This is a genomic window from Serratia sp. CY40230 (genome assembly GCF_052168835.1).
GTDB classification, from domain to species: Bacteria; Pseudomonadota; Gammaproteobacteria; order Enterobacterales; family Enterobacteriaceae; genus Serratia; species Serratia nematodiphila.
The window spans coordinates 268144-283667 of sequence record NZ_JBJNLX010000004.1; the positions used below are offsets into that span (position 1 = coordinate 268144).

At 60.1% G+C, this 15524-nt stretch carries 17 protein-coding genes and 1 pseudogene; 15 read left to right on the forward strand and 3 right to left on the reverse strand.

The window, feature by feature from the left end; all coding sequences use genetic code 11:
* The first annotated feature begins 11 nt into the window (after positions 1 to 11).
* The 6 genes from ACJ8IJ_RS15885 to ACJ8IJ_RS15910 all read left to right on the forward strand — a co-directional run bounded on the left by ACJ8IJ_RS15885 (position 12) and on the right by ACJ8IJ_RS15910 (position 6532).
* Positions 12 to 665 carry a CoA transferase subunit B gene (locus tag ACJ8IJ_RS15885; RefSeq protein ID WP_060706976.1) on the forward strand — a complete coding sequence of 218 codons (654 nt, stop codon included), beginning with the start codon at positions 12 to 14 and terminating at the stop codon, positions 663 to 665.
* A 14-nt stretch (positions 666 to 679) separates the two neighbouring features.
* Positions 680 to 1864 carry an acetyl-CoA C-acetyltransferase gene (locus tag ACJ8IJ_RS15890; RefSeq protein WP_442518800.1) on the forward strand — a complete coding sequence of 395 codons (1185 nt, stop codon included), beginning with the start codon at positions 680 to 682 and terminating at the stop codon, positions 1862 to 1864.
* Positions 1865 to 1882: 18 nt separating this feature from the next.
* Positions 1883 to 2806 carry a 3-hydroxyacyl-CoA dehydrogenase family protein gene (locus tag ACJ8IJ_RS15895; RefSeq protein ID WP_442518801.1) on the forward strand — a complete coding sequence of 308 codons (924 nt, stop codon included), beginning with the start codon at positions 1883 to 1885 and terminating at the stop codon, positions 2804 to 2806.
* Between the two features lie 45 nt (positions 2807 to 2851).
* Positions 2852 to 4243, forward strand: coding sequence for a GntP family permease (locus ACJ8IJ_RS15900; RefSeq protein WP_025159601.1), 1392 nt, complete (start codon positions 2852 to 2854; stop codon positions 4241 to 4243).
* A 12-nt stretch (positions 4244 to 4255) separates the two neighbouring features.
* Positions 4256 to 5026, forward strand: a complete 771-nt coding sequence (locus ACJ8IJ_RS15905; RefSeq protein ID WP_442518802.1) for a 3-hydroxybutyrate dehydrogenase — start codon at positions 4256 to 4258, stop codon at positions 5024 to 5026.
* A 369-nt stretch (positions 5027 to 5395) separates the two neighbouring features.
* Positions 5396 to 6532: a porin gene (locus ACJ8IJ_RS15910; protein ID WP_031299792.1), complete on the forward strand. Its 1137-nt coding sequence runs from the start codon at positions 5396 to 5398 to the stop codon at positions 6530 to 6532.
* A 38-nt stretch (positions 6533 to 6570) separates the two neighbouring features.
* Here the strand turns inward: ACJ8IJ_RS15910 and ACJ8IJ_RS15915 are convergent, their stop codons facing one another.
* Positions 6571 to 7392, reverse strand: a complete 822-nt coding sequence (locus ACJ8IJ_RS15915; protein ID WP_004933266.1) for an AraC family transcriptional regulator — start codon at positions 7390 to 7392, stop codon at positions 6571 to 6573.
* Between the two features lie 120 nt (positions 7393 to 7512).
* Here ACJ8IJ_RS15915 and ACJ8IJ_RS15920 point away from each other — a divergent pair, with 120 nt between their 5' ends.
* The 3 genes and pseudogenes from ACJ8IJ_RS15920 to ACJ8IJ_RS15930 form a co-directional block, all read left to right on the forward strand.
* Complete coding sequence (locus ACJ8IJ_RS15920; RefSeq protein ID WP_131165168.1) at positions 7513 to 7890, forward strand: hypothetical protein; 378 nt, start codon at positions 7513 to 7515, stop codon at positions 7888 to 7890.
* 10 nt (positions 7891 to 7900) lie between these two features.
* The gene (locus ACJ8IJ_RS15925) at positions 7901 to 8776 is read left to right on the forward strand and encodes a helix-turn-helix domain-containing protein (protein WP_015376503.1); all 876 of its coding nucleotides are present in this window, start codon (positions 7901 to 7903) and stop codon (positions 8774 to 8776) included.
* Positions 8777 to 9008: 232 nt separating this feature from the next.
* Positions 9009 to 9926, forward strand: a pseudogene (locus ACJ8IJ_RS15930) (L,D-transpeptidase family protein); the annotation flags it as partial.
* Between the two features lie 89 nt (positions 9927 to 10015).
* Here the strand turns inward: ACJ8IJ_RS15930 and ACJ8IJ_RS15935 are convergent.
* A complete protein-coding gene (locus ACJ8IJ_RS15935) occupies positions 10016 to 10432 on the reverse strand; it encodes a MarR family winged helix-turn-helix transcriptional regulator (protein ID WP_004933256.1) in 417 nt (138 codons plus the stop codon).
* Positions 10433 to 10613: 181 nt separating this feature from the next.
* Here ACJ8IJ_RS15935 and ACJ8IJ_RS15940 point away from each other — a divergent pair, with 181 nt between their 5' ends.
* The 4 genes from ACJ8IJ_RS15940 to idi are packed head-to-tail and all read left to right on the forward strand — an operon-like array spanning position 10614 to position 13522.
* On the forward strand, positions 10614 to 11213 hold the full coding sequence (locus ACJ8IJ_RS15940) for a non-oxidative hydroxyarylic acid decarboxylases subunit B (RefSeq protein ID WP_131165170.1): 600 nt from the start codon (positions 10614 to 10616) through the stop codon (positions 11211 to 11213).
* A gap of 2 nt (positions 11214 to 11215) precedes the next feature.
* Complete coding sequence (locus tag ACJ8IJ_RS15945) at positions 11216 to 12643, forward strand: non-oxidative hydroxyarylic acid decarboxylases subunit C (RefSeq protein WP_015376505.1); 1428 nt, start codon at positions 11216 to 11218, stop codon at positions 12641 to 12643.
* A gap of 9 nt (positions 12644 to 12652) precedes the next feature.
* The gene (locus tag ACJ8IJ_RS15950) at positions 12653 to 12880 is read left to right on the forward strand and encodes a non-oxidative hydroxyarylic acid decarboxylases subunit D (RefSeq protein WP_131165171.1); all 228 of its coding nucleotides are present in this window, start codon (positions 12653 to 12655) and stop codon (positions 12878 to 12880) included.
* 42 nt (positions 12881 to 12922) lie between these two features.
* Positions 12923 to 13522, forward strand: coding sequence for an isopentenyl-diphosphate Delta-isomerase (idi, locus tag ACJ8IJ_RS15955; protein WP_131165172.1), 600 nt, complete (start codon positions 12923 to 12925; stop codon positions 13520 to 13522).
* A 37-nt stretch (positions 13523 to 13559) separates the two neighbouring features.
* Here the strand turns inward: idi and ACJ8IJ_RS15960 are convergent, their stop codons facing one another.
* On the reverse strand, positions 13560 to 13862 hold the full coding sequence (locus ACJ8IJ_RS15960; protein ID WP_004933246.1) for a DUF5862 family protein: 303 nt from the start codon (positions 13860 to 13862) through the stop codon (positions 13560 to 13562).
* 491 nt (positions 13863 to 14353) lie between these two features.
* On the opposite strand from ACJ8IJ_RS15960, the gene ACJ8IJ_RS15965 reads away from it, so the two are divergent.
* Positions 14354 to 14761, forward strand: coding sequence for an ExbD/TolR family protein (locus ACJ8IJ_RS15965; RefSeq protein WP_131165173.1), 408 nt, complete (start codon positions 14354 to 14356; stop codon positions 14759 to 14761).
* A 1-nt stretch (position 14762) separates the two neighbouring features.
* Positions 14763 to 15503 (forward strand): energy transducer TonB family protein, encoded by a 741-nt coding sequence (locus tag ACJ8IJ_RS15970; RefSeq protein ID WP_121976690.1) that lies wholly within the window; start codon positions 14763 to 14765, stop codon positions 15501 to 15503.
* Positions 15504 to 15524 lie beyond the last annotated feature (21 nt).

Sequence of the window (15524 nt, forward strand, 5' to 3'; positions counted from 1 at the left end):
GGAGAATTCGCATGCTTACCCGTGAACAAATGGCGCAGCGCGTGGCGCAAGAGCTGAGAGACGGTTACTACGTCAACCTGGGCATCGGCATCCCGACGCTGGTGGCCAACTACGTGCCGGCGGGCATGGACGTGATGCTGCAGTCGGAAAACGGCCTGCTGGGGATGGGCGAGTTCCCGACCGAGCAACAGCTGGACGCCGACATGATCAACGCCGGCAAGCAGACGGTCACCGCGCGCCTCGGCGCGTCGATCTTCGATTCGGCGCAGTCGTTCGCCATGATCCGCGGCGGCCATGTCGATCTGACCGTGCTGGGGGCGTTTGAAGTGGACGTCGAGGGCAACATCGCCTCGTGGATGATCCCCGGCAAGATGGTCAAGGGCATGGGCGGCGCGATGGATCTGGTGGCGGGGGCGGAGAACATCATCGTGGTGATGACCCACGCCTCGAAGGGCGGCGAGTCCAAGCTGCTGCCGCGCTGCACGCTGCCGCTGACCGGCGCCAACTGCATCCGCAAGGTATTGACCGATCTGGCCTACCTGGAAATTGAAGACGGCGCCTTCGTGCTGCGCGAACGCGCGCCGGGCGTCAGCGTGGCGGAGATTGTCGCCAAAACCGCCGGCCGGCTGATCGTGCCGGATCAAGTGCCGGAAATGCGTTTCTGAGACGGGAGGTGAATGTGCAACAACGTGAAGTGGTGATCGTGGCGGCGACGCGCACGCCGGTCGGCAGTTTTCACGGCGCGCTGGCGCCGCTGACGGCGGTGGAACTGGGCACGGCGGCGGTGCAGGGGCTGCTGGCGCAAAGCGGCGTGGCGCCGCAGCAGATCGATGAAGTGATCCTCGGCCAGGTGCTGACCGCCGGCTGCGGGCAGAATCCGGCGCGCCAGACCGCGCTGAATGCCGGGCTGCCCGTGACGACGCCGGCGCTGACCATCAACAAGGTGTGCGGCTCCGGTTTGAAGGCGGTGCATCTGGCGGTGCAGGCGATCCGCAGCGGCGACGCCGATGCGGTGATCGCCGGCGGCCAGGAGAGCATGAGCCAGTCGCCTTACCTGATGGCCGGCGCGCGCGCCGGCCTGCGCCTCGGTCACGCGCAGATGGTGGACAGCGTGATCCACGATGGCCTGTGGGACGCGTTCAACGACTACCACATGGGCATCACCGCCGAGAACCTGGCGGAGAAATACGCTATCAGCAGAGAAGAACAAGACAGGTTCGCGCTGCGCTCGCAGCAGAAGGCGCAGGCGGCGCAGCAGGCCGGGCGTTTCGCGCAGGAGATCACGCCGGTGACGGTGCCGAAGCCGAAGGGGGAAGCGCTGCGGGTAGAGCGCGACGAACAGCCGCGCGACACTAGCCTGGAGGCGCTGGCGCGGCTGCGCCCGGCGTTTCGCAAGGAAGGCACGGTGACCGCCGGCAACGCTTCGTCGCTCAACGACGGCGCCGCCGTGGTGCTGCTGATGAGCGCGGAAAAAGCCGCCGCGCTGCGCTTGCCGGTGCTGGCGCGCATCGCCGGTTACGCGTCGTCGGGCGTCGATCCGGCGATCATGGGCATCGGCCCGGCGCCGGCCGCGCGCCGCTGCCTGGAAAAAGCCGGCTGGCGGCTGGAGGAGGTCGATCTGATCGAAGCCAACGAAGCCTTCGCCGCGCAGGCGCTGGCGGTGGGCAAAGAACTGGGCTGGGAGGCGGAGCGGGTCAACGTCAACGGCGGAGCGATCGCGCTGGGGCATCCGATCGGCGCGTCCGGCTGCCGCATTTTGGTGTCGCTGCTGTTCGAAATGCAGCGCCGCGGGGTGAACAAGGGGCTGGCGATGCTGTGCATCGGCGGCGGGCAGGGCGTGGCGCTGGCGGTAGAGCGCCCGTAAACAACCGAGGAGGGCACCATGCAGTCATCTGACTATGCGGTACTGGGCGCCGGGCTGATGGGGGTGGGTATCGCCACCCACTTTATTCGCCACGGCCATGAGGTGCTGCTGTATGACCCGGATCCGCAGCGGCGGGTGGAAGCGCCGGCGGTGGCGAGCGGCATTCTGGCCGAGCTGAGCGACGTCGGGCAGTTTGATCGCGGTGAGCGCGACGCGGCGCTGGCGCGCCTGCGCGTGACCGGCGATCTGAACGACGTGGCGCGCGCCCGACTGCTTATCGAGGCGATCCCGGAACGGCTCGAGCTGAAGCACGCGCTGTATGAGCAGCTGGAAGGGCTGATCGCCGACGACGCGGTGATCGCCAGCAACACCAGCGGCCTGCCGCCGGACGAGCTGGCGGCGCGCATGACCCATCCGCAGCGGCTGCTGATCGCCCACTTTTGGCATCCGCCGCACCTGATCCCGCTGGTGGAGATCGTGCCTGGCAGCGCCACCGAACCGCGTCATCTGGCGGCGGTGCAGGCGCTGCTCGGCGAGATGGATCTTGAGGCGGTGCTGCTGGAGCGCGCCGCGCCGGGGTTTGTCGGCAACCGGCTGCAGTTTGCGGTGCTGCGCGAGGCGCTGCACATCGTACACAGCGGCATCGCCAGCGCCGAGGTGGTGGATCAGGTGATGCGCGCCTCGCTGGGGCGGCGCTACGCCATGGTCGGCCCGCTCGAAGCCGCCGACATGACCGGGTTGGCGACGGTGGCGGACATCGCCCGCCACCTGTTCCCGGAACTGGCGACCGGCGACGAGATGATGGCGCTGGTGGAACAGCGGCTGCAGCGCGGCGATAGCGGCCAACGCAGCGGCCGGGGATTTTATCAGTGGGATGAAGCACGCAGGGAACGCATTCAACGGCGCCGGGCGCATCAGCTGCGCTTTGCGCTGAAACCGTAATTTCGCACTCCGTACCTGACAATAACAACGATAGCGAGGTGTCCGATGAGCGTTTTGATTGCCCTGGCAGCACTGGGATTACTGATGCTGGCCGCCTACCGCGGCTACAGCGTGATTTTGTTCGCCCCGATCGCTGCGCTGGGCGCGGTGCTGTTGACCGACCCCGGCGCGGTGGCGCCGACCTTCACCGGGCTGTTTATGGAGAAAATGGTCGGCTTCGTGAAGCTCTATTTCCCGGTGTTCCTGCTGGGGGCGGTATTCGGCAAGCTGATTGAACTGTCCGGTTTTTCCCGTTCGATCGTCGCGGCGGCGATCCGCATTCTCGGCCGGCGTCATGCCATTCCGGTGATCGTGCTGGTGTGTGCGCTGCTGACCTACGGCGGGGTGTCGCTGTTCGTGGTGGCGTTCGCGGTCTATCCGTTCGCCGCCGAGCTGTTCCGCCAGAGCGGCATCCCCAAGCGGCTGATCCCGGCCACCGTGGCGCTCGGCGCCTTCTCCTTCACCATGGACGCCTTGCCCGGCACGCCGCAGATCCAAAACATCATCCCGACCAGCTTCTTCGGCACCAATGCCTGGGCCGCGCCCTGGCTGGGGCTGATCGGCTCGCTGTTCATCATCGCGGTCGGTCTGCTGTATCTTGAACGCCAGCGGCGCAAGGCTCAGCTGAAAGGCGAAGGGTACGGCACCGAGCTGCTGAACGAACCGGAAACCCCGGACGATATCAACCTGCCGAATCCCCTGATCGCCATCCTGCCGTTGATTCTGGTCGGGGTATTCAACCTTGCCTTCACCCATTGGATCCCGCAGTGGTACGGCGCCAGCCACGAGCTGACGCTGCCGGGGCTGGCCAAGCCCATCACCACCGATGTGGCGAAGATCACCGCCATCTGGGCGGTGGAAGCGGCGCTGGTGTCGGGTATTCTACTGGTGGTGGTGTTCGGCTTTGGCAATATTCGCGGCCGGCTGGCGGAAGGCAGCAAGACGGCGGTCGGCGGCGCAATTCTGGCGGCGATGAACACCGCCTCCGAATACGGCTTCGGCGCGGTGATCGCCGCGCTGCCGGGCTTTTTGGTGCTGTCGCAGGCGCTGTCGGCGATCCCCAATCCGCTGCTGAACGAAGCGATCAGCGTCACCCTGCTGGCCGGCATCACCGGCTCGGCCTCCGGCGGCATGAGCATCGCGCTGGCGGCGATGGCCGATAACTTCGTGGCCGCCGCCCACGCCGCGCATATCCCGCTGGAAGTGCTGCACCGGGTGGCCTCGATGGCCAGCGGCGGCATGGACACCTTGCCGCACAACGGCGCGGTGATCACCCTGCTGGCGATCACCGGCCTCAGCCACCGGCAGGCCTATGGCGGCATCTTCGCCATCACCCTGATCAAGAGCGCCGCGGTGCTGTTCGTGATTGGCGTGTTCTACCTGACCGGCATTGTTTAAAGGAGCGATACCATGAGTGTACAAGGCAAGACCGCGCTGGTGACCGGCTCGACCAGCGGCATCGGCCTCGGAATAGCGTCCGTGCTGGCCGCCGCCGGCGCGCGCGTGATCCTCAACGGCTTCGGCGAGGTGGAGGCGGCGAAGGCGCAGGTCGCCCGGCTGGGTGCCGCGCCGGGGTATCACGGTGCCGATCTCGGCGATGCGGCCCAGATAGCGGACATGATGCACTATGCCGAACGCGAGTTCGGCGGCGTGGATATTCTGGTGAACAACGCCGGCATTCAGCACGTGGCGCCGCTGGATCAGTTCCCGGTGGATAAATGGAACGCCATCCTCGCCATTAACCTGTCGGCGGTGTTCCATACCTGCCGATTGGCGCTGCCGGGGATGAGCGAGCGCCACTGGGGGCGCATCATCAACGTAGCGTCGGTGCACGGGCTGGTGGCGTCGAAAGACAAGTCGGCCTATGTGGCGGCCAAGCACGGCGTGGTGGGGCTGACCAAGACGCTGGCGCTGGAAACCGCCCGCACGCCCGTCACCTGCAACGCCATCTGCCCCGGCTGGGTGCTGACGCCGCTGGTGCAGCAGCAGATCGACAAACGTATCGCCGCCGGTACCGATCCGCAGCGGGCGCGCGATGAGCTGTTGGCGGAGAAGCAGCCTTCGCAAGAGTTCGTCACGCCAGAGCAGCTCGGTGAGCTGGCGCTGTTCCTGTGCAGCGATGCGGCGGCGCAGGTGCGCGGTGCCGCCTGGAACATGGACGGCGGCTGGCTGGCGCAGTAGTGAGATTTTCCCCGGAGCGCGCAATGCGCTCCGTCGTTATTTCCCGCCTTTAATTAATTCCCTCGCGTGACGGTTTACCTGCGGCAATAATATTTATTTGTTATTTGCTATCATTATTCCCAGATAATCACGCTGGGTTATTTTGGATGAAACGTGCTGATTGGTTTATTTCGTGCTGCGGTTATTACATTGTTTTTCTCCGTGTTACAGGTGAACACGTTTTTGCTGAAATTAAATCCAACCTGAAATAATGGCAGGTTATGGCGTGAATTTTTATATCTTGCGTGCGCTGTTCACATCGGTTAATTATTTCTGCGTGGCTTAAGACCACCGCGTTTATAACAATAATTTTTTCGGGCAGGGGTAATAATGAGAAAAAATACAACGCCAATATTCATTGGCGGCGTCTTGCTGTCGGCGATTTCCGCCGGCGCGCAGGCCGAGATCACCATTCTGGATAAAAACCCGCAGAGCAATGTGTTGCTGGCGCCGCTCAGTTTAAAGGTGGGCGGCAGCATTCGCCCCGAGTGGATCTTCAATAACGGCCCGGAGCCGGGCTATGACAAAAACGGCCACGACGGCGGCACGCGTTTTCGCTTCAGCGGCGATTATGCGCTGACGCAGGACACCTCGATCATCGGCTATTACGAGTGGGGCGTCGATCTGGCGCACGCGCTCAGCTGGGACGGGCACTATAACGAAGACGGCAAGCGCGACTATCAGCGCCAGCTGTACGCTGGCTTCAAAGACGATCGTTATGGCACCCTGACCTATGGCCACCAGTACGGCATCTATTATTCGGTGGTCGGCATCAAAAGCGACGTCTGGGATAACGACGGCCACGCGGGTGGCACCGGCATCGGTATTTCCGGCGACTACGACGGCGGCAATAAACCGAAAAACAGCATCAAGTACACCAATGATTTCGGGCCGGTCACGCTGTACGCCAACTATTTATTGCCGGAAGACGATCTGCACACCGCGGATAACCTGATTTATCGCCGCAAAGGCGGCGGCGGGCTGGGCTTCGATTACAAGGTGACGAAAGACTTCACCTTCAGCGCCGCTTACAGTTATACCGATGCGAAGATCAAAGATAATCTGTACAGCGAAAAAGATTATCACCAGCAGTTGTCCGGCACCGCGTTAACCTGGCAGCCGAACAACTGGTATATCGTCGGTACCGCCAGCTACTACAAAGATTATGTGCCGAGCACCCGCCAGCGCACGCTGTCGCACTTCTTCGCCGGTGACGGCTACGGGCTGGAAGGCTTCGTCGGTTACACCTTCAATATCGACAAGCCGTTCCTCAAATCCGTTCAGCCTTATGTGGCGGCGGACTCGCTGCGGCTGAAGGGAGACGAGGCGTATCACGCCAACCACGTCTATCTTGGCGCGGGCACCACCATCGGCTACGGTCTGTCGGTGTATGTGGAGCGCACGCTGGCCAACAGCAGCGACAACGAGCCGGATTCCACCTGGATTACGGTGTTCTACGACTTCTGATTTTCACCTGCTCCAAGCCGACGCCTGCGCCGGCTTTTTTACATGGTAATTGCGCCGCCCAGGGTCTCTCCAGAGGCGTTGCGCTCCGCCAGGTAGCGCGCCGGCGGTTTGCCCACCGCCTTTCTGAACATGGTGACGAAGCCGCTGGCGCTCTCGTAGCCCAAATCCAGCGCCACCGTCTGTACGCTCTCGCCCTGCGTCAAGCGCTGCAGCGCCAGCATCACGTGCAGCTGGCGCCGCCAGTGGCCGAAGCTCATGCCCATCTGCTGTTGCAGCGTGCGGCTGAGGGAGCGTTCGCTCATGCCGATGCGCTGCGCCCACTGCCCGAGGGTGGATTTATCCGCCGGGCTGCTCAGCATGCCTTCGGTCAACTGCCGGATGCGCGCATCGTCGGACACCGGCAGATGCAGATTCTCGATCGGCGCGGCCGCCAACTGATCCAGCAATACCGCCGTCAGACGCCCCTCGGCACCCTGTTCGTCGTAAAGCGGCTCGAAGGTGCTGGCCTGCAGCAGCAGCTCGCGCAGCAGCGGCGAGACCGACAGCGTGCAGCAGCTTTGCGGCAGGCCGGCGGCGGCATGTTGATCGACGAACAGGCAGTAGGCCTCGGTGGAGCCGGCGCCCTGGGCGTTGTGCAATACGTTGCCCGGCATCCACAGCGCGCACTGCGGCGGCACCAGCCACAGCCCGTTTTCCACTTCGCAGCGGATCATGCCGCGCACGGTGTAGATCAGTTGCGCCTTCCGGTGGCGGTGCGGCTCGACTTCCCAATCCTGCTCGAGGGTCGAACCTTGCAGGGCAAACAGCGGGCGCGGCACCTGATCGATATCCAGACAGTGGCGGGGGATCTGTACTTTCATGAGAATAGTTCTCAATTTGGCGGAATTGAAAAGTATTATGTCCTGATTGCGCAATGCGGTCTAGCGCCGGTGCCGATAAAGTAAGCGCCAGTGCTAAACCCTTTCGCGAGGAAACTGATTATGTCATTGGATACCGCCGATTTTCCGCTGGTGTGGATGCGCCGCAGCGGGCGCGATACCCAGGCCGAACTGGCCGAATTCAGCGCGCTGCTGGCGCGCGCCGAGCCGTTCGTCCTGATGACCGACCGCAGCGTCGGCGATGAAGAACAAGAACATGACCGCGATGCCCGCACCCAGGTGGCGCTGTGGAAGCGCGATAACCGCGAGGCGCTGAAGCGGTGGGTGAAAGGCATGATCATGCTGGAGCCGGACGCTGCCAAACGCGCGGCGGCGGAAGAATTCGCCGAATACGGCGCCAAATTCTGGGGCTATCCGGTACTGGTGGCCGCCGATGAAGCCGCAGGCCGGGTATTGGCGCAGACGTTATTGTTAAAATAAGGGGGATACCATGCACCAGCAACAGGTGATTGAACAGCTGCTGGCCTGGATCGAGCAGAGCCTGGATCAGCCGCTGACGCTGGACGACATCGCCGCCAAGTCCGGCTACTCCAAATGGCATTTGCAGCGGATGTTCAAGCAGCATACCGGCCATATTCTCGGCACCTACGCGCGCCGCAGAAGGCTGACCGCCGCCGCGCGCGAACTGCGCCTGACCGGCACCAGCGTGGCCTGCATCGCCGATACTTACCAGTTCGATTCACAGCAGACCTTCACCCGTTGCTTCCGCAAGCAGTTCGGTCTGCCGCCGGCCAGCTATCGTCGCAGCCAGGATTGGTCGAGCTATGGGCTGCAGCCGCCGCTGCGCCTGACTGAAGCGCCGTTGCCGCAGGCCGATATCGTGACGCTGCCCGCGATGCAGCTGGTGGGGCACACTCAACGCCGCCACTGCACGCTGGGGCAGCTGGCGGCCTCCAAGTGCGAGCTGCGCCGCCACGCCTGGCGGCAGTTGCTGCAGCCGCAGGCGCTGCCGGAGGTGGTATACGGCCTCACCAGTCTGGAAGTTGACCGGCGCCGCCGGGGCAGCCCGCGCATGGCCTACACCGCCGCTCTGCCGGACGAAGGGGCGCCGGGAGAGCGGGTGACTATCGAGCAGGGCGAGTATGCCCGTTTCACCTACCAGGGACAGGCGGAAGGGTTACAAAACTTTATTGTCCGGCTGTATGACACCGCCATGCCGCAGATGAACGCCATTCGCCGGCCAGGGCAGGATATCGAGCGTTTCTACCCGGCGCAGGAGGGCAGTTGCCCGCTCGGCGGCGCGGCGATCCGCTGTGAATACCTGATTCCGATACGGCGGGAGGAAGCGTTGGCCGCCGCCAGCTAGGCGGCGGTTCTCGCAAAAAATCGCCTTCGTGGCGCGTCAGGTTACAAAAAATTGCGATATTACATCGGTAATGGTTCACACTTTGATTGATGTGCACATATAATGCGCATCCGGTCAAATCCCCCTGGTTTTTCAGGCCGCAGCGCCGTTGGCTGCCGGCTGAAATTCAACGGGGCAAAGTGGCCGTAGAAACCAATACCCATAATCGCCAGTGGCCTTGACCAACACGAAGATGAAAATGAGCATTCGCGCGTTATTAACCCTGTTTACGGCACTGGTTGCATTCAGCCAGGCTGCCTTCGCCGTCGTTTACCCGCTGCCGCCAAAAGACAGCCGTTTGGTGGGCGAGAATATCCAAATCACCGTACCGGAAGACAGCAAACTGCCGCTGGAGAGCTTCGCCGCCCAGTATCAGATGGGGCTGAGCAACATGCTGGAGGCCAACCCGGGCGTGGATCCGTTCCTGCCGAAGGCCGGCAGCACCCTGACTATCCCGCAGCAGCTGATCCTGCCGGACGCGCCGCGTGAAGGCATCATCATCAACAGCGCCGAAATGCGTCTGTACTATTACCCGAAAGGCTCCAACACCGTGGTGGTGCTGCCGATCGGCATCGGCCAGCTGGGTAAAGACACCCCGCTGAACTGGACCACCACCGTGCAGCGCAAGAAAGACGGCCCAACTTGGACGCCGACCGCCAAAATGCGCGCCGAATACGCGGCTGACGGCGAGATCCTGCCTGCGGTGTTCCCGGCCGGCCCGGATAACCCGATGGGGCTGTATGCGCTGTATGTCGGCCGTCTGTATGCCATTCACGGCACCAACGCCAACTTCGGCATCGGCCTGCGTGTGAGCCACGGCTGCGTGCGTCTGCGCGCCGACGACATCAAGTACCTGTTCCAGAACGTGCCGGTCGGCACCCGCGTGCAGTTCATCAACGAACCGATGAAGGCCACCGTCGAACCGGACGGCTCGCGCTACGTGGAAGTGCACAACCCGCTGTCGGCCAACGAAGAGCAGCTGCAATCCAAGGATCCGGTGCCGTTGACCATCTCTGCGCCGGTCGGCAAAGTGCTGATGGACGCCGGCGTCAACCAGAGCGAAGTGGACGCGGCGATCAAGGCCCGTTCCGGCATGCCGGTGAAAGTGAACTGATTGCCCAGAGCTTCAGTGAACGATAAAAAAGACGCCTGCGGGCGTCTTTTTTTATGCTTTCAGCTTCCGCTGTTGGCGCGGTGAATTTATTGCTTCCCTATCATCGTCTTTAAAACGAAAAGCGCCGACTCATGTTGGTCTTTATTGACTCGTTCGAGATACATATTATCAATCGCGTCGGCGATGGGGCGGCTGGCTTCGAACAGCGCCTGCCCAGCAGGCGTCAGGTAAATAAATCGGCGGCGCTTATCATGCTCGCCGGCTTCCCGTTTTAATAGACCTTTTCCTTCCATGCGGCCTAGCAATTCGGCCAGCGCGGCTTTACTGCTGATCGCCGCTTCCATTAATTCGATTTGTTCAATGCCCGGCGTTTCTGAAACGGTGGCCAGAATGGAATATTGTTGTTTGCTGAGTTCAGGAAGCGATTTTTGCCATTGAGCACTATGATCCTGAAGCAGTTCGCGAATGAGGTGGAAAAAAGTATTGGCCAGCGTTCTGTTCATACATTATTCCCTGAAAGGAAAAAAGCTAACAATAATATCAATATAACAAAATAAGCCGATAAGGGATACCTGTCCGGAAAGTTGTTCGCTTACGAACGGTTACATATTACCCACTTGTTTTATCGCTATCTCGGGACTAGATTTGATGAATTGTTCGTATGCGAACTTTGTGAGGTATTGCATGAGATTAGTGATCGCGATGACGGGCGCGACCGGGGCGCCGCTGGGTACGGCGCTGCTTCAGGCGCTAAAAGACATGGAGGGCATAGAGACGCATTTGATCTTGAGTAAGTGGGCCAAAACGACCATTGAACTCGAAACAAATTTCACCGTGCATGACGTGATGGCGATGGCTGACGTGACGCACGGTTCTGCCGATCAGGCCGCCACGATCTCTTCAGGTTCTTTTCATACGGACGGCATGATCATTATTCCCTGCAGTATGAAAACGTTGGCGGGTATTCGAGCCGGTTATGCTGAAGGGCTTATTGGCAGAGCGGCGGATGTGATTATCAAAGAAGGGCGGAAGTTGGTGTTGGTTCCCAGAGAAACGCCGTTGAGTACTATTCACTTGGAAAATATGCTCGCGCTCTCGAAATTGGGGGTGTCATTGGTTCCCCCCATGCCTGCTTATTATAACCACCCCACTCATATCGATGACGTTACCGATCATATTGTCGCACGCGTGCTGGATCAATTTGGTCTTGATCATCGCCGGGCAAAGCGCTGGGCAGGACTAAAAGAAAATAGCAAAAAAACCACTGACACCGAGGAAGGTTAAATATGGCTTATGACGATCTGCGAAGTTATTTAGCGGCGCTGGATGAGGCCGGACAATTACTCGATATTACCGAGGAGGTTCAGGCGGAACCGGATATCGCCGCGGCAGCCAACGCCACAGGCAGAATGGGTGAGGGCGCCCCCGCCATTGCATTCAGGAACATTAAAGGCTTTGAACACGCGCATGTGGTCATGAATACCATCGGGTCATGGCAGAATCACGCCATAGCCCTGGGGCTCCCGCCGGCCACGCCGGTGAAGCAGCAAATCGATGAGTATATTCGCCGCTGGGATCATTTTCCCGTCTCTGCGGAACGTCGCGATAATCCGCCCTGGGCCGAGAACGAGGTCAACGGTGAGGAGATTAATCTGTTTGAGATCCTGCCGCTGTTTCGCTTAAACGACGGCGACGGTGGATTCTACCTGGATAAGGCCTGCGTGGTTTCCCGCGATCCTGAAGATCCGACCCACTTCGGCAAGCAAAACGTCGGCATTTATCGCATGGAGGTGAAGGGCAAGCGTAAGCTGGGCCTGCAGCCCGTGCCGATGCACGACATCGCGCTGCATCTGCATAAAGCAGAAGAGCGCGGCGAGGATCTGCCTATCGCCATTACGCTGGGCAATGACCCGATCATTACGCTGATGGGGGCGACGCCGCTCAAATACGATCAGTCGGAGTATGAAATGGCCGGCGCCCTGCGTGAAAGCCCGTACCCGATAGCGACGGCCCCCTTGACCGGCTTTGATGTGCCCTGGGGTTCCGAAGTCATCATTGAAGGGGTGATTGAAGGCCGCAAGCGCGAGATTGAAGGCCCGTTCGGCGAATTTACGGGGCACTATTCCGGCGGCCGCAACATGACGGTGGTGCGCATCGATAAGGTTTCTTACCGCTCGCGGCCGATTTTCGAATCCCTGTATCTGGGCATGCCCTGGACAGAAATCGACTACCTGATGGGGCCGGCCACCTGTGTGCCGCTGTATCAGCAGTTGAAAGCCGAGTTTCCGGAAGTGCAGGCGGTTAATGCGATGTATACCCACGGGTTGCTCGTCATCATTTCCACTAAAAAGCGTTACGGCGGTTTCGCGCGCGCGGTGGGGATGCGGGCGATGACCACGCCGCATGGGCTGGGCTATGTAAAAATGGTGATCATGGTCGATGAGGATGTCGATCCCTTCAACCTGCCGCAGGTTATGTGGGCGCTGTCCGCCAAGGTCAATCCGGCCGGCGATTTGGTACAATTGCCGAATATGTCGGTGCTGGAGTTGGATCCTGGCTCCAGCCCGGCGGGGATCACGGACAAACTCATCATTGACGCGACCACGCCGGTGGCTCCGGATACGCGCGGCCACTACAGCCAGCCGGTCAAGGATTTACCCGAAACTGCCCTGTGGGTGGATAAATTAACCGCCATGCTGGCTAACCGTCATTAAGGAGTTCCTATGATTTGTCCTCGTTGTGCCGATAAACAGATAGACGTCATGGCGCATTCACCGGTCAAGGGCGTGTGGACGGTATACCAGTGTCAACACTGCCTTTATACCTGGCGTAATACCGAACCTGCTCGCAGAACGGAACGGGAGCATTATCCGCCCGAGTTTCGCATGACTCAGCAGGATATCGATAATGCGCCGGAAGTGCCGACCATTCCTCCTCTTCTGAGTAAATGAAACCGCAGGCGGGGAAAGGCCCGCCTTTTCATGGAAATAACAATGATGAAAAATGAAGACGTCGTTCTGCTTGACGCCGCCTGGCAGCCCTGCGGGACGACGCCCAAAGATCAGGTCCACACGCGGCATACGCCGCTGCATCTGGCTTTTTCATGCTACCTGTTTACTGTCGAGGGTGCAGTGTTGGTCACCCGGCGCGCGTTGAGCAAAATCGCCTGGCCGGGGGTCTGGACCAATTCTTTTTGTGGGCATCCCCTGCCGCAAGAGGCGCTGGCGCAGGCCGTTATACGTCGCGCTCAGGTTGAATTGGGCACGGAAGTCGAGCAGATAACGCTGCTGAGCGACGCCTTCAGTTATCAGGCGACCGACGTGTCCGGCATCATGGAGAATGAGGTTTGCCCGGTATTTGCCGCGTATTGTAAAGGCGCTCTCTGCGCTAATCCTGATGAAGTGGCGGATTATGCGTGGGTCGATCTCAATAACTTAATGGCGGCGGTAAAATTAACGCCATTCGCTTTCAGCCCGTGGATGGTTTCTCAATTGAATACCGGTGCGATAACATCAGGTTTGAAAAAATACAGGGATGCCATAACCATAAAGAGCGCTGCGCGCGACATTAGGGACGGTGCTGTAATAAAATAAATAGTCACCGTAAGGGTGACTATTTATTCATTCATGTTTACAGGCTGCCGCCGACCGAGGTCGAGGTGGATCCGATAGTCTCGCGGAAATGTTTCGCGTAGTCGGCCACTTCCTGCTGCGTATGCGTCAGGCCATAAAGACCCAGCCCCACACCGCCTGCAACGCCGCCGATGATGGTGCCGACCAATTGGCCGACCGCACCGGCAATAAAGCCGCCTGCGCCTGCGGATTTACCTGCAATCAGCGCGCCGGTCATGGCGCCGTCCAACAGCCCATCCCAGGCCGCGTTCAGATCGCCACCGCTAACGTACTGTTCTTCATATTGACTAAGTACTTTCATATACAATCCTTATAAATAAAAGGGTGACTTAGTGGGTTTAATTAAATTCTAAAATAACGCCGTAGCGCTATTTCACTTTAAAAATATAACGGCTGCCATTTGATTGGCAATATTCCATTCAACGAAGGGTGTTATTTGGTTAAATATAGTCGCATTTATTTTTGGCGAGTGTTTTAAAGAGGGGGATTGGGAATTTTCTTGGGAAAAATAGCAGATATCGCTGGGAGGTGAGAGGCAAAGCCGCCACCGGTTGGCGCAGCTTGTCACTATTTTCACATTTATTGTCTCGTCATCCGCACGGCGTTAGGCCCACATTGCAATTATTCCATTAAAAACTATCGCTAATTAATGAGTTATATATCCGCATTTATTGCCCGCCATTGAAAAAATTCTCGCAAAAAATCTCCGCTGTGAAAATAAGATCACACAAGCGTAACAAAAGGTAAACAAACCCCTCCTATATTGGCTGCTTCGCTTTTGGAGGGAGTGTCATGCGTAACTGGAACGAACCGAAAAAGAACAAAGCGCACATCGAACTGATCCCGATGATCGACGTGATGATGTTTTTATTGGTGTTTTTCGTCTTGATCAGCCTGAACGTCATTCCGGCGCTCGGGCTGAAAACGCAGTTGCCGTCCGCCGGCAGCGCGCAACAGCTGAAACCGCAGAAGAAAGCGATCATCACGCTGGGGGCCGACGAACAGCTGCAGCTGGATGGCCAGCCGATCGCGCTCGACGCGTTGGTCAACACGCTGAAGCAACAGCAGCAGACCAACCAGACCACCACCATCATCGTCAACAGCGACAAAGGCGTGGCGGTCGAGCGGCTGGTGGCGGTCATGGACAACCTGCGCCAGGGCGGCTTCTTCTCCGTCTCCATCGCGACACGGAAGCTGTGACATGTATCTGCTCTATCGCTCACGTCATCTTTTCAGCTGGTTGCCGGCGCTGATTGTCGCCGGTTGCCTGCTGTTCGCCAGCCAACAGGCGGCGCTGAAGATCCAGCCGCGCTACGACGAAACCGCCATTGAACTGGCGCTGGTGGAACCTGAACCGGCGCCGGAACCCCAACCGGAAACGCCGCCGGAGCCTCAGCCCGAACCGCCGCCGCCCGAGCCGGAGCCGCTCCCCGAACCGGTGGTGCCGGCGCCGGAACCGATCGTGGAAGCCAAGCCGGTGCCGAAGCCACAGCCAAAGCCCAAACCGGTGAAAGAGAAAGCCAAACCGGTAGAGAAACCTAAACCGACGCCGGCGCCCGCCGCACCGCGCGCGCTGGTCAGCAAACCGGCGGCGCAGCCCGCACCGGCCGCCCCCGCAGCGCCGAAGGTGAACGCGCAGGCGATAGAAAACGGCTACCTGCTGGCCTTGCGCCGTGAGCTGGAACAGCGCAAGCGCTACCCGAGCGGGCGGCAGGCCTCGCTCGAGCGCCCGCAGGGCAACGTCGAGGTGTGGCTGGAGGTCGATCGCAGCGGGCGGGTGCTCTCTTCCGGCATCGCCAACAAGGCCGCCAGCATGCTGCTGAATCGCGCGGCGATGAGCAGCCTGCAAAGCATCAGTTCAGTAAAGCCGTTCCCGAGCGAGGCGTTCGCCGGGCAAACAACCAAAAGATTTACCGCGACGTTCAATTATCAGGCGCCTTAGCGCAAGGGTTAATCGTTTGAT